The 14336-nt window shown below is 53.4% G+C and carries 15 protein-coding genes; 1 reads left to right on the forward strand and 14 read right to left on the reverse strand.

Annotated features, from left to right (window positions below):
- Positions 1–10 precede the first annotated feature (10 nt).
- Genes thiK through hinT form a run of 4 tightly spaced genes read right to left on the reverse strand, consistent with a single transcriptional unit; the run spans position 11 to position 2204 of the window.
- A complete protein-coding gene (thiK, locus tag K8W53_RS13465) occupies positions 11–835 on the reverse strand; it encodes a thiamine kinase (protein ID WP_001257342.1) in 825 nt (274 codons plus the stop codon).
- On the reverse strand, positions 816–1454 hold the full coding sequence (gene lpoB, locus K8W53_RS13470) for a penicillin-binding protein activator LpoB (RefSeq protein ID WP_000164355.1): 639 nt from the start codon (positions 1452–1454) through the stop codon (positions 816–818). The genes thiK and lpoB overlap by 20 nt, the downstream gene beginning before the upstream one ends.
- A 13-nt stretch (positions 1455–1467) precedes the next feature.
- The gene (locus tag K8W53_RS13475) at positions 1468–1842 is read right to left on the reverse strand and encodes a YcfL family protein (protein WP_000589563.1); all 375 of its coding nucleotides are present in this window, start codon (positions 1840–1842) and stop codon (positions 1468–1470) included.
- Positions 1843–1844: 2 nt separating this feature from the next.
- Positions 1845–2204 (reverse strand): purine nucleoside phosphoramidase, encoded by a 360-nt coding sequence (hinT, locus tag K8W53_RS13480; protein WP_001532068.1) that lies wholly within the window; start codon positions 2202–2204, stop codon positions 1845–1847.
- Positions 2205–2545: 341 nt separating this feature from the next.
- On the opposite strand from hinT, the gene fhuE reads away from it, so the two are divergent.
- Positions 2546–4720 carry a ferric-rhodotorulic acid/ferric-coprogen receptor FhuE gene (gene fhuE, locus K8W53_RS13485; RefSeq protein WP_023224842.1) on the forward strand — a complete coding sequence of 725 codons (2175 nt, stop codon included), beginning with the start codon at positions 2546–2548 and terminating at the stop codon, positions 4718–4720.
- Between the two features lie 84 nt (positions 4721–4804).
- Here the strand turns inward: fhuE and ptsG are convergent, their stop codons facing one another.
- The 10 genes from ptsG to fabD form a co-directional block, all read right to left on the reverse strand.
- On the reverse strand, positions 4805–6238 hold the full coding sequence (gene ptsG / locus K8W53_RS13490; protein ID WP_000475705.1) for a PTS glucose transporter subunit IIBC: 1434 nt from the start codon (positions 6236–6238) through the stop codon (positions 4805–4807).
- 294 nt (positions 6239–6532) lie between these two features.
- Complete coding sequence (locus K8W53_RS13495) at positions 6533–7330, reverse strand: metal-dependent hydrolase (RefSeq protein ID WP_023224841.1); 798 nt, start codon at positions 7328–7330, stop codon at positions 6533–6535.
- Positions 7331–7340: 10 nt separating this feature from the next.
- Positions 7341–8345 (reverse strand): DNA polymerase III subunit delta', encoded by a 1005-nt coding sequence (holB, locus tag K8W53_RS13500; RefSeq protein ID WP_000872450.1) that lies wholly within the window; start codon positions 8343–8345, stop codon positions 7341–7343.
- On the reverse strand, positions 8342–8983 hold the full coding sequence (tmk, locus tag K8W53_RS13505) for a dTMP kinase (protein ID WP_000535396.1): 642 nt from the start codon (positions 8981–8983) through the stop codon (positions 8342–8344). The genes holB and tmk overlap by 4 nt, the downstream gene beginning before the upstream one ends.
- Complete coding sequence (yceG, locus tag K8W53_RS13510) at positions 8973–9995, reverse strand: cell division protein YceG (RefSeq protein WP_023224840.1); 1023 nt, start codon at positions 9993–9995, stop codon at positions 8973–8975. Before yceG ends, tmk begins: the two co-directional genes overlap by 11 nt.
- A gap of 2 nt (positions 9996–9997) precedes the next feature.
- Positions 9998–10807, reverse strand: a complete 810-nt coding sequence (gene pabC, locus K8W53_RS13515) for an aminodeoxychorismate lyase (protein WP_023203487.1) — start codon at positions 10805–10807, stop codon at positions 9998–10000.
- Between the two features lie 123 nt (positions 10808–10930).
- Complete coding sequence (gene fabF, locus K8W53_RS13520; protein ID WP_000044664.1) at positions 10931–12172, reverse strand: beta-ketoacyl-ACP synthase II; 1242 nt, start codon at positions 12170–12172, stop codon at positions 10931–10933.
- 85 nt (positions 12173–12257) lie between these two features.
- Positions 12258–12494, reverse strand: coding sequence for an acyl carrier protein (acpP, locus tag K8W53_RS13525; RefSeq protein ID WP_000103754.1), 237 nt, complete (start codon positions 12492–12494; stop codon positions 12258–12260).
- 155 nt (positions 12495–12649) lie between these two features.
- The gene (gene fabG, locus K8W53_RS13530) at positions 12650–13384 is read right to left on the reverse strand and encodes a 3-oxoacyl-ACP reductase FabG (protein WP_000007236.1); all 735 of its coding nucleotides are present in this window, start codon (positions 13382–13384) and stop codon (positions 12650–12652) included.
- A 12-nt stretch (positions 13385–13396) separates the two neighbouring features.
- Entirely contained in the window at positions 13397–14326 is a 930-nt protein-coding gene (gene fabD, locus K8W53_RS13535; protein WP_000191343.1) for an ACP S-malonyltransferase, read from the reverse strand.
- Between the last annotated feature and the right edge of the window lie 10 nt (positions 14327–14336).

The following is a 14336-nucleotide window of genomic DNA, read 5'->3' on the forward strand; positions in this document are numbered from 1 at the left end:
ACTGCTCTCCTTATCCTTTCATACGTAGCTGGCGCCAGGTTTCATCGGCCAGCCTGATAAATTGTTGCTCGCCGGTTTGTCGCCAGCGGTATTCGAACCACCCTGCTTTTAGCATAATGACCCAGGGGTGCCATAATCGTATCTGTCGCCATAGCTGCCGGGCGTCGATTCGCGCGCGCGCTGCATAAGCGTCTGCCAGTTGTCGGTGCTGGCGTTCATCCTCAACCCATACTGCCGCCAGCTCCAACGCAATATCGCCGTCGCCGGCATACTCCCAGTCAATCAGTCTCAACCCGGCGGACGTTAATACTATATTGTCGCCATGGACATCCATATGCAAAGGCGCGAGCCGCAGCGGGCGAGGTTCACCGTTTTTTTGCAACTGTTTGAGCCGCCGCAACCAAAACGGCGTACGCCTTGCCGGATCGCAACACGACCAGTACTGCGCCAATAGTGGCGATAGCGCGATACGCCAGCCAAAACGCGGCTGTTGATGCAAATGATACAGTAAGGCCGCCAGTTCGTCGGCATCTGGCAGAGCGGAATTTACCACACCATGCAGATATTCTACCGCCATCCAGCCTGGAGTATAAAAAAGCGCTCGCGGCGCAAGACTGGCCGGCAATTGGGATAAGGCGCGGTAATGACGTAAAAAATGGGCTGGTGGAGCGTCAGGGTCGTGATGACGGCGCAGCACGACACGGTGAGTATCGTGGGCAATAATACAGCTCCCGCCGCTTAGCCCCTGCGATGTGGCGACGGCGGGACGATACTGGGGAAAATAGCGCGACAGGATCTCGTCGCGCGTTAAGGGATTATTGTTGTTGGACCGCACCTTTACCTGACCAGATTATCTCGCCAGTTTGCACCAGCATTAACTGCATCTGTAATGCAGGCGCGTTAACGTTACCGGATGCGCTGGAGTAAAGTACATATTGCGCCCCGACATTGCGCGCAATGCCAATAGCTTTACTGCGCGTTCCCAGACTATCCTGCGGAGACAACCCTAACTGCTGTTTTGCCATCGCGAGTTGCTGTACGGAGACCAGCGTAAATTTACCGTTGTTCGCCAGCGCATTACGTAACGTTTCCGTTGCCTCGTTCGCATTTAACGACCCATTCGTCCGGTTATTCACGCTGTCGACAAGCAATACGCTTCCGGCCGTCACGCCATCAGCCTGCAACATTTTGCTGACCAGCGGTTGCATCGCGCCGTTCCAGTCATAGTGGCGCACCTTAGGCGCTGGCTGGCCCGTTTGATCTTCATGTTCGATCGGCCCCGGTTGCTGTGGAATGGTTGGCACAGACGGCACAACAGGAGGCTGTGGTGGCTGCGCGGGTTGTTCTGGCGCTGGTTTTACCTCTTCAACTGGCGCAGGTTGACGTTGCGCCATACACCCGGAGAGAAATATCGCCAGCGCAGCAATGGCAGCGTAGCGATGCATTTTTGTCATCAAAATTCACTCCTCACAAATAAAGATAAAGCCTGACCTTATGCGCCCCCAGATAATTGGCGCTGCCAAATAGCGTTACCGACGAACGCGCGGGTATGGTTACGCTACGCGGCGCCTCCAGCGGATGCATCTCCAGCCCCCGCGCGTCATACCAGTAAAACCGATAATGAACGGTTATGGGCTCTTGCCTTTCGTTATAGACGCGGGAAGAGGCTGATGGCTGGATATCAGACGCCGTCAGTTCAGGCGGCTCTGCGGTGACGCCCGCCGCCAGAACCGTGGACTCCATCACCAGCGACTGCGCGTCGCTTACCGGAATTTCAGGATGTGACCGGCAGCCGGTAAGCAGCAGCAAGCCCAGAGAAACCGCGATGCATCCTTTGATCATACTTACAAGCCTTTATGCGCCAGCATCGGGCCTAGCGGGCGGCCGCCCAGTAGGTGCATATGGATATGATAAACCTCCTGGCCCCCATGACGGTTGGTATTCATGATTAAACGATACCCATCTTCGGCAATGCCTTCCTGTTCGGCGATTTTCGCCGCCACGGTGATCATCCGACCTAACGCCTGTTCATGTTCCGCCGTCACGTCATTGACGGTTGGGATCAGAATATTGGGAATAATCAAGATATGCGTCGGCGCCTGCGGTGAAATATCACGAAAGGCGGTGACCAGCTCATCCTGATAAACGATATCCGAAGGGATTTCACGACGAATAATTTTGCTGAATATAGTTTCTTCTGCCACGACGTTTTCCTTTTTCATAATAGCCCTTGCAGCGCACATGCTACGCCGAGCCATACTGCGAGTATAGAGTATGAGCGAGTTACCGACGCTCTTTCAACTTTAACCCACGATTTATTAAGCGAAAAATGACTACATGCTGGACTTACCGCCATATCCCCCTGCCATGACGCCTTTGTACGCTTAAAAAATATTTCTAGTTTCCCTGTTTATACCGTTTTACACATTTAATACAAATGCGTATATTTCTCATTTGCATTTTTATGCGCATTAACTAGCAAAGAATGAAAAGGTTCAACGTCATACGTCCTGAACTTACCCCAATAACAAGCAAGGATTTTCAGATGTCTTTCATTCAATACCGCCGGGACAAACACCTTCCGTCCACCGCCGCACCGTCGCTGTTAGCTATGGGTATGGCGATGGCATTTATGCCTGCCGCCTTCGCGGCTGAGGATACCGTTATTGTCGAAGGCGCGACGACCGCTGACGCCGTAAACCGCGAAGAACAGGATTACAGCGTGAAAACGACCGCAGCGGGCACCAAAATGCCGATGACTCAGCGCGATATCCCGCAGTCGGTCAGTATTGTCAGCCAACAGCGTATGGAAGACCAGCAGTTGCAAACCCTGGGCGAGGTGATGACCAATACGCTGGGAATCAGTGGAAGCCAGGCTGACTCCGATCGCATCAGCTATTACTCGCGCGGGTTTGAAATTGACAACTATATGGTTGACGGTATTCCAACGTATTTTGAGTCCCGCTGGAATCTGGGCGATGCGCTAACGGATACCGCGCTGTATGAGCGCGTGGAGGTGGTTCGCGGCGCGAATGGGCTGATGACCGGAACCGGCAATCCTTCTGCCTCAATTAATATGATCCGTAAACACGCCACCAGTCGGGAGTTCAAAGGTAACGTCTCCACAGAATACGGTAGCTGGAATAAGCAGCGTTACGTCATGGATCTGCAAAGTCCGCTCACCGCAGACGGTAATGTCCGTGGGCGCATCGTGGCGGGTTATCAGAATAATGATTCCTGGCTGGACCGCTATAACAGTGAGAAAGCGTTCTTTTCCGGAATTATCGATGCCGATCTGGGTGCAACTACCAGCCTTTCAGCCGGTTATGAATATCAAAAAATTGATGTCAACAGCCCGACCTGGGGCGGTCTGCCGCGCTGGAACACCGATGGCAGCAAAAATAGCTATGACCGCGCGCGTAGTACCGCCCCGGACTGGGCTTATAACAACAAAGAGATAAATAAATTCTTCGTCACGCTTAAGCAGCGTTTTGCCGAAAGCTGGCAGGCGACCCTGAATGCGACCCATACTGAGGTCAAATTCGACAGTAAAATGATGTATATCGATGCTTTAGTCGATAAAGAGACAGGTACGCTGGTGAGTCCTTATGGCGCAAGCTACCCCGTGGTCGGCGGTACGGGCTGGAACAGCGGCAAGCGCAAAGTAGATGCCATAGATCTCTTTGCCGATGGCGCTTATGAGCTGTTTGGCCGTCAGCACAATATGATGTTTGGCGGCAGTTATAGTAAACAGAATAACCGCTATTTTAGCGCCTGGGCGAACGTCTTTCCGGACGACATTGGCAACTTCAGCGCCTTTAACGGTAATTTCCCCCAAACCCACTGGGCGCCACAAAATCTGGCGCAGGACGATACCACGCATATGAAATCGCTGTATGCCGCTACGCGCATTTCGCTGGCCGACCCGCTGCATCTGATTCTTGGCGCTCGTTATACCAACTGGCGTGTTGATACACTGACCTACAGCGTGGAGAAAAACCATACCACGCCGTATGCCGGGCTGATTTATGATATCAACGACAACTGGTCCGCTTATGCCAGTTATACCTCTATCTTTCAGCCGCAGAATAAACGCGACAAAGCGGGTCAATATCTGGCTCCGATTACCGGTAATAACTATGAAGCGGGCCTGAAGTCCGACTGGATGAACAGCCGCCTCACCACCACGTTGTCCGTGTTCCGCATTGAGCAGAATAACGTCGCTCAGGCAACCACTATTCCCATCCCTGGCAGTAATGGGGAGTTTGCCTGGAAGTCTACTGACGGAACGGTGAGCAAAGGCGTCGAATTTGAAGTAAACGGCGCAATTACCGATAACTGGCAGATGACTTTCGGGGCTACCCGGTATGTTGCCGAGGACAATGAAGGTAACGCCGTGAACCCTAATCTTCCGCGCACCAGCGTGAAGTTATTCACCCGCTATCGTCTGCCGGCGATACCGGAGCTGACGGTCGGCGGCGGCGTGAACTGGCAGAATCGGGTTTACAAAGATACCACGACGCCGTACGGCACTTTCCGCGCCGAACAGGGCAGCTATGCGCTGGTCGATCTGTTTACCCGCTATCAGGTGACGAAAAATTTCTCCGTACAGGGAAACATCAACAACCTGTTTGATAAAACCTACGACACCAATATTGATGGTTCCATTGTTTACGGCGCGCCGCGTAACGTCAGCCTCACCGCCAATTATCAGTTCTGACAGACTGTCGGAGAGCGGCATGTAAAGCGCCATTAAAAAAGGCAGCCGAATGGCTGCCTTAATTCTCCCCAACATCATTACTGCTTAGCTGTTACGGATGTACTCATCCATTTCCGTTTTCAGGTTATCGGATTTCGTACCGAAAATAGCCTGAACGCCGGAACCCGCGACGACAACGCCTGCCGCACCCAGTTTCTTCAGGCCAGCCTGATCCACTTTCGCTACATCGGCTACGCTCACGCGCAGACGCGTGATACAGGCATCCAGGTTAGTGATGTTCTCTTTACCGCCAAACGCCGCAACCAAAGCCGGCGCCATTTCGCTGGTCGCGCCCGCTTTTGCGTCATCAGTAGTGTCTTCACGACCCGGCGTTTTCAGATCCAGCGCTTTGATCAGCACGCGGAACACGGTGTAGTACACAATCGCATAACCGGCGCCAACAATCGGGAACAGCCACAATTTGCTGCTGTTACCGGACAGCACGATAAAGTCGATCAGACCGTGGGAGAACGACGTACCGTCACGCATCCCCAGCAGGATACAGATCGGGAATGCCAGACCTGCCAGAATTGCGTGAATAATGTACAGGATCGGCGCCACGAACATGAAGGAGAACTCGATAGGCTCGGTAATACCCGTCAAAAACGAGGTCAGCGCGGCGGAAATCATGATACCGCCCACTTTTGCGCGGTTTTCCGGTTTAGCAGAGTGCCAGATAGCAATGGCCGCAGCCGGCAGACCGTACATTTTGAACAGGAAGCCGCCAGACAACATACCCGCCGTCGGGTCGCCCGCCATATAGCGCGGAATGTCGCCGTGGAATACCTGACCCGCTGCGTTGGTGTATTCGCCGATCTGCATCTGGAAAGGAACGTTCCAGATATGATGCAGACCAAACGGCACCAGGCAACGCTCGATAAAACCGTAAATACCAAACGCGACAACCGGATTCTGATAAGCCGCCCACTGCGAGAACGCCTGGATAGCCGTACCGATTGGCGGCCATACGAAAGACAGCACCACACCGGTAAAAATAGCGGCCAGACCCGAAATGATCGGCACGAAGCGTTTGCCCGCAAAGAAGCCCAGATACTCAGGCAGTTTGATACGGTAGAAGCGGTTAAACATATACGCTGCGATCGCACCGGAGATAATCCCCCCGAGAACACCCGTATCAGCAAGGTGTTTAGCGGCGATCTCTTCAGCAGGTAAATGCAGAACCAGCGGCGCAACCACAGCCATGGTTTTCACCATGATGCCATACGCTACTACCGCCGCCAGAGCCGAAACGCCGTCGTTGTTGGTGAAGCCCAACGCCACGCCGATAGCGAAAATCAGCGGCATATTGGCAAAAACAGATCCGCCCGCTTCTGCCATAACGTGCGATACAACGGCTGGCAGCCAGCTGAAGTTAGCGGAACCGACACCCAGCAGGATACCTGCGATAGGGAGTACGGATACCGGCAGCATCAGCGATTTACCGACCTTTTGCAGGTTAGCAAATGCATTCTTAAACATAATTGAGAGTGCTCCTGAGTATTTGTGCTTTTCTACGTTCTCACGCATTGGCGAGGGGGGAGAACCCCGCCGTGGACAGGACATCTAAGTGCCCTTTTATTTATTACACAGAGTAAAATAAATACGTCTGATTTTGTTTGACGGCTATCACGTTTCAGCGCCAGATAGCCTAAAAAGTATCACATTCTGCCAAAATGAGTTTCCGAATGTTTCCATAAGCTCGCTCACCGCCCCTTTTGTGGCGGTGAACTTTACGCGCTTTGCTTATTAATTACGAGCTTTAAAAAAACTCGTTTAACGGATTGATGACAGGCGAGACGCGTCAATATGGAACAGGCGAGCAAAGTTATCGGTGGTGATCTGCGCCAGTTCTTCAACGGCAACCCCTTTCAATACCGCCATATATTCTGCGACGTCGCGTACCATCGCAGGCTGGTTCTCTTTACCGCGATGCGGCACCGGCGCCAGATAAGGAGAATCGGTCTCGACTAATAACCGATCCAGCGGCACATAGCGCGCCGCATCACGCAACTGTTCAGCGTTACGGAACGTTACGATGCCGGAAAAAGAGATATAAAAACCCAGATCCAGCAATTTGCCGGCCGTTTCTCTGTCTTCTGTAAAACAGTGTAGTACGCCGCCGCAATCCGTCACTTTTTCTTCGCGCAGGATAGCCAGCGTATCGGCACGCGCGTCGCGAGTATGGACAATCACCGGTTTATGCAATTCGCGGCCAATCTGAATATGATGAATAAAAGACACCTGCTGGCGGATTTTGGTCTCAGGCGTGTAAAAGTAATCAAGCCCGGTCTCGCCCATCGCCACCACATCGTCTTCTGCAGCAAGGAGGCGCAGTTCTTCTACGTCATATGCTTCATCCTGATTTAACGGATGCACGCCGCAGGAAAAGACCACATTATCGCGCTTGCCTACCAGCTTGCGCATATGGCGATACCCCGGCAGCGTCGTCGCCACCGCTAAACAGAACTTCACATCGCGCGCGGCGGCTTTCGCCAGCACATCGTCCACGTCCTTATGCAAAGATTGATAATCCAGACCATCAAGATGGCAGTGTGAGTCGACTAAAAACATAATGTCTCTCTCAAAGATGAGGAACAGGCAACAAGGTGCCTGGTTGCAGGTAATGCTCGATGCGGAGAATGAGATCGGTTAATACCAGTTCGCGGTTTAATCCGGTCACATGAAGTAATTGATCACGACAATGGCAAACATCGTTCAGGATTGCCTGAATACGCGCCGGGGATAGCGGCCCCGCCAGCGCGGCAACAACCGCGTCCGCATCAACGTTTGTCAGGTACGACGCGCCGTGCTGACGTTTCAGCGCGTCTACCAGCAGCGTCGCCAGCCAATGCAGGCGCGCCGGGGCTTGCTCATGATTGAGCGCCGTTAATAACGCATACCAGTCGCCCGTATGCAAACTGTCCATTAACGCCTGACACAGCGCCTCACGCTGCGCCCAGCGTTCAGACTGCAACAGCGCCAGCGCGGCGCCGGGCGACCCCGCATTCAGACGTAGCGCCGTGAGCAATGCTTCTTGTGACGCCGTCACTTCTCGCGACAGCCATGACATCGCATACGATTCGGACGGCGGCGCCAGATGATGCAGCCGGCAGCGGCTGCGTAATGTCGCCAACAGACGAGCAGGCTCCGGGCTGGCAAGGAAAAACCAGGTTTGCTCCGGCGGCTCTTCCAGCGTTTTGAGCAACGCATTGGCAGCGGCGTCGGTTAATAGCGCCGCATCCGCAATCCACACCACCTTCGCGCCGCCCAGACGGGAGTGCTCGTACAATTTCTCGCTGACCTCGCGTACCGCATCTACGCCGAGGCTGCTTTTGCCTTTATCCGGCGTCAGCGTGTAATAGTCCGGATGCGTGCCAGCCTGCATAAGCTGACAACCACGGCAATGCCCACAGCTTTTGTGGCCCTCAGGCTGCTGGCATAACAGATAACGGCTCAGCGCATAGCACAGCGCCTCGTCGCCCATGCCAGGTAAGGCCTGAATCAGTAGCGCATGGTGCCCACGTCCCGCCTGGTAACTTTCTACCAGTTTTTCATAGGCGGGCCGTAACCATGGATACCATTTCATGCCGCTTGCTCCTGCACCCACTTCGTCACCGTGGCGCGAATGTCGCGCATGACGGCATCCAGCGGCTGGGTCGCGTCAATGGTGCGGATACGCGAGTCTTGCGCCGCCAGTTCCAGATAGCGCGCGCGAGTCCGGTTAAAGAAATCAAAAGATTCCTGCTCAATGCGATCCAAATCGCCGCGCGCTCTGGCGCGTTTTAGCCCGACTTCCGGCGTGACATCCAGATACAGCGTCAGGTCAGGACGAAAATCGCCCAGCACGGCATCGCGTAGTGTCGCCAGCATGGTTTGATCAATGCCGCGCCCTCCCCCCTGATACGCCTGGGTCGAGAGATCGTGGCGATCGCCGATCACCCATATGCCTTGCGCCAGCGCGGGTTTGATTACCGTTTCGACGAGCTGTACGCGAGCGGCATAAAACATCAGCACTTCCGCTTTATCGGTAATCACTTCGTCGCCTACCGATCGGATATCCAGCACCAGACTTCGTAGCTTTTCGGCAAGTTGCGTACCGCCCGGCTCACGGGTAAAAATCATGTTACGAATACCCAGTTGCTCAAGGGTCTCCACCACCACGTCGCGCGCAGTGGTTTTTCCGGCGCCTTCCAGGCCCTCGATGACGATATAATTACTGCCCATTTTTTTCCTTAAGCACTTTCAGGTACTCCTGCACTGACCGATTATGGCTGGCAAGATTGGTGTTAAATGTGTGACCGCCTTTACCGTCGGCCACAAAATAGAGATACGGCGTTTTCGCCGGATGCGCCGCCGCCTGCAATGACGCTTCGCTGGGCGATGCAATCGGTCCTGGCGGCAGCCCGGTTATGGTATACGTGTTATAAGCCGTCGGCTTTTCCAGATCCGCACGCGACAAGTTACCATTATAACTCGTCCCCATCCCGTAAATCACGGTGGGATCGGTCTGAAGGCGCATACCGATTCTCAGGCGATTAATAAAGACTGAGGCCACCTGATCGCGTTCGCTGGCGACAGCCGTTTCTTTTTCAATAATCGAGGCCATTGTCACCAGTTGGTTCTGATCTTTATAAGGCAGCCCCTCGGCCCGGCCTTTCCAGACAGTATCGACAGCTTTCACCATCTTTTGGTGCGCTCGCTTGAGAATAGCGACATCGCTGGTGTTGGCGGTATACATCCAGGTATCGGGCCAGAACCACCCTTCTACCCATTCCGGATGCGCAAGCTTTAATGCCTGAGCGACAGTGGCGTAGTCACCATCCGGCAATGTATGGCGAATATACGGCGCCTCTCGTAGCTGTTTCAGGTAATCGCTAAGGCGCATCCCTTCCACAAACCGCAACGGGAATTGCGCTTCTTTGCCGCTCTCCAGCAACTCAAGCATCTCCCGTACGGTCATCCCGGGTGTAAAACGGTAAGTTCCCGCTTTAAAGTGCGATAACTCAGGCTCCACGCGCAGCAGCCACTGAAATACCCGGGGACGATTAATGATTTTTTCATCATAAAGCTGGTCGCCAAGCGCCAGCCGCCCCGTTCCCGCCTTGAGCGTAAAGATAGTCTCGTTTTTAATAAGTAACGTGCTGTTCGCCAGATGGCGAACTTTCCACATCCCCACGCCCGCGGCAATACCCAGCACAACCAACAGCAGAAGGAAAACGCCTGACAATTTTTTCATAACTAATTCGGATGCTCACAAAATGGGGCTAAAAATTGAAACAGTGTTCGCGAAGAATACGACGTCCCGTGATAGGCGCGTATGGGAATAATCGGCATTAGCGCGTTGCAGATGATAATCTCATCCGCCTGCCTGACTGCCTCCTCTCTCGCCTGTACTTCAAGAACCTGGAAAGGAGATTGCGCCAGTTTGCGTAAACAAAATTGTCGCATAATGCCGTTCACCCCAGCCTGATCCAGACGCGGCGTAAAAACAATGTCGCCTGTACGCCAGAACAAATTAGCCGCACAGCATTCCGTAACCCATCCCTCGCTGTCAAGAACCAGCGCCTCATCGGCGTCCGTCTGCTCAAGATGAGAGCGAATCAACACCTGCTCGAGGCGGTTCAGATGTTTTAATCCGGCAAGATAAGGATTGCGCCCAAGCGGGATAGGACTAAGGGTAAGAGTGATGCCTTGCTTACGCCACTGAGAATAATAAGCGGGATAAGCAGAAACGGAGAGGATTCGGGTAGCTGCCTGACAATTCATGGCGCTGTATCCCCGGCCGCCGCTGCCACGGCTAATGATCACTTTCAACACGCCTGAATCATGCCCTGTGGCCAACATTGTCATCTCTTGCCGAAGGGTCGACCAATGGCTAAAAGCGATCCGTAATTTTTCACAGGCAACCTGCAAGCGCTGAAGATGCGCTTCCAGATGGCAAATGTTGCCATCAACAATACGTGCGGTCGTAAAACTGCCATCGCCGAACTGCGTCGCCCGGTCGCTTACAGCAAGTTGATCCTGCGCATGGCCATTAATTAAAAACATAGTGGCTCCTTATCCGTCGCCTGCTAGTGTGGCAGGATGAATAACGCAGAACAAGAGGTGATATGCCTGATAAAAAAGGCCCGACAAGCGGACCTTTTTATTAATGTCTGTCTCTGGCTTAACTTAGATCTTTTTAAAGATCAAGGAACCGTTAGTTCCGCCAAAGCCAAAGGAGTTACACAGAGCGTACTCCAGATCGCTGACCTGGCGCGCTTCATGCGGCACGAAGTCCAGATCGCAACCTTCATCCGGGTTATCCAGATTAATGGTTGGCGGAATGGCCTGATCGCGTAGCGCCAGAATAGAGAAAATAGACTCTACTGCGCCTGCGGCGCCCAACAGATGGCCGGTCATCGATTTGGTCGAGCTCACCATCACTCGGCTTGCAGCATCGCCAAAGACTGACTTAACCGCCTGCGTCTCAGCTTTGTCGCCGGCAGGCGTCGACGTGCCGTGCGCGTTGACGTAGCCAATCTGAGCAGGCTCAATCGCGGCATCACGCAACGCGTTAACCATCGCCAGCGCAGCGCCTGCGCCATTTTCCGGCGGCGACGTCATATGGTAAGCATCGCTGCTCATACCAAAGCCGACGATTTCAGCATAGATTTTCGCACCACGCGCTTTTGCATGTTCGTACTCTTCAAGCACCAACATACCGGCGCCGTCGCCCAGTACAAAACCATCGCGTTCTTTATCCCACGGACGGCTCGCCGCCTGTGGGTTATCGTTGCGGGTCGACAGCGCGCGCGCTGCGCCAAAACCACCTACGCCCAGCGGCGTACTGGCTTTTTCTGCGCCACCTGCCACCATCGCGTCCGCATCGCCATAGGCGATGATACGCGCGGCATGGCCGATGTTATGCACGCCTGAAGTACAGGCAGTCGCAATAGAGATGCTTGGCCCACGCAGGCCATACATGATAGTCAGATGGCCTGCTACCATGTTAACAATCGTCGACGGGACAAAGAACGGGCTAATCTTACGCGGTCCGCCTTTTACCAGCGAACTGTGGTTTTCTTCGATCAGACCGAGACCACCGATACCGGAGCCGATAGCGGCGCCAATACGGCTTGCGTTCTCTTCCGTCACTTCAAGGCCAGAATCCTGCATGGCCTGTACGCCAGCGACAATTCCATATTGAATGAAGGCATCCATCTTGCGCTGTTCTTTGCGCGAGATAATGTCATCACAGTTAAAATCCTTTACTAAGCCAGCAAATTTCGTTGCATAGGCGCTAGTATCGAAATGGTCGATCAGGCTGATGCCACTCTGACCGGCAAGGAGAGCTTTCCAGGTAGACTCTACGGTATTGCCGACAGGAGACAACATGCCCAGTCCGGTCACAACTACACGACGCTTAGACACGGTTGTCCTCCAGGGAGGGAAAATGATTCTAGTGGGACAAAAAGATAAAACTCAGGCGGTCGAACGACCGCCTGGAGATGTTCACTTACGCCTGGTGGCCGTTGATGTAATCAATGGCAGCCTGAACGGTGGTGATTTTCTCAGCTTCTTCGTCCGGAATCTCAGTATCAAACTCTTCTTCCAGAGCCATTACCAGCTCAACGGTGTCAAGAGAATCTGCGCCCAGGTCTTCAACGAAAGAAGCATTGTTGGTTACTTCTTCCTGCTTAACGCCCAGCTGTTCGCCGATAATTTTCTTAACGCGTTCTTCGATAGTGCTCATACTCTTAAATTTCCTATCAAAACTCGCTTTCGCGATGGTTTTCGTAGTGTATAAAATGTTGAAAAATTTGCAACTAAATCCCGGCAGGTCTTACCACGATTTTACGTTATTTTGCGGCCTTTCGCCCTAATAACGCAAATATTTTTCAATCGTGATTAAACCATGTACATTCCGCCGTTGACGTGCAGAGTCTCACCAGTGATGTAACTCGCTTCGTCAGAGGCTAAAAATGCAACCGCACTGGCGATTTCCTGAGCGCCGCCGAGGCGACCCGCAGGCACCTGCGCCAGGATACCCGCACGCTGATCGTCAGACAGCGCACGCGTCATGTCCGTTTCAATAAAACCCGGAGCCACAACATTGACAGTAATACCACGGGACGCAACTTCACGCGCCAGTGATTTACTGAAACCGATCAGGCCCGCTTTCGCCGCAGCGTAGTTTGCCTGACCTGCATTTCCCATGGTACCAACCACAGAACCAATAGTGATAATGCGACCACAACGCTTTTTCATCATAGCGCGCATTACCGCTTTTGACAGGCGGAAAACGGATGATAAATTGGTTTCGATAATATCGTTCCACTCATCATCTTTCATTCGCATCAACAGATTATCACGAGTGATACCGGCATTATTAACCAGGATATCCACTTCACCAAATTCTGCGCGAATATTTTCCAGAACAGATTCAATAGATGCAGGATCGGTCACATTCAACATCAAACCTTTCCCGTTAGCACCTAAATAGTCGCTAATGTTCTTCGCACCATTTTCACTGGTCGCAGTCCCGATAACTTTCGCGCCGCGGGCAACGAGAGTCTCTGCAATTGCGCGGCCTATGCCACGGCTTGCACCAGTCACCAGCGCAATCTTTCCTTCAAAGCTCATGGTTTTCCTCTTTTATTGCGTAAGTGCCGCAGACAGCGCCGCCGGCTCGTTCAGCGCCGACGCTGTCAGGGTGTCGACAATACGTTTCGTCAGACCAGTGAGGACTTTACCTGGACCCACTTCATAAAGATGTTCAACGCCCTGCGCCGCGATAAATTCCACGCTCTTCGTCCACTGTACCGGATTGTACAACTGGCGAACCAGCGCATCGCGGATAGCGGCAGCATCGGTTTCACATTTCACGTCAACGTTGTTCACTACCGGCACCGTTGGCGCGCTAAAGGTAATTTTGGCTAATTCAACCGCCAGCTTATCTGCCGCTGGTTTCATCAGCGCGCAGTGCGACGGTACGCTCACCGGCAGCGGCAGCGCGCGTTTCGCGCCAGCGGCTTTACAGGCTGCGCCCGCGCGTTCTACCGCCTCTTTATGCCCGGCGATAACCACCTGTCCCGGCGAGTTAAAGTTAACCGGCGAAACAACCTGCCCTTCGGCAGATTCTTCACAGGCTTTAGCAATAGAGGCATCATCCAGACCGATGATCGCAGACATGCCGCCAGTACCTTCCGGAACCGCTTCCTGCATGAATTTACCACGCATTTCCACCAGACGAACGGCATCAGCAAAGTTGATGACGCCAGCGCAAACCAGCGCGGAATATTCGCCCAGGCTGTGACCTGCCATTAACGCAGGCATTTTACCGCCCTGCTGCTGCCAAACGCGCCAAAGCGCGACGGAAGCGGTTAATAACGCCGGCTGCGTCTGCCAGGTTTTATTCAGTTCTTCCGCTGGACCTTGCTGGGTGAGCGCCCACAGATCATATCCCAGAGCCGCAGAAGCTTCAGCAAACGTTTCTTCTACGATAGGGTAATTTGCCGCCATCTCGGCCAACATCCCAACGCTCTGAGAACCCTGACCGGGGAACACAAATGCAAATTGCGTCATGTTTAAATCC

It is taken from the genome of Salmonella sp. A29-2 (genome assembly GCF_020150755.1).
In the GTDB taxonomy this organism is placed as follows: domain Bacteria; phylum Pseudomonadota; class Gammaproteobacteria; order Enterobacterales; family Enterobacteriaceae; genus Salmonella; species Salmonella enterica.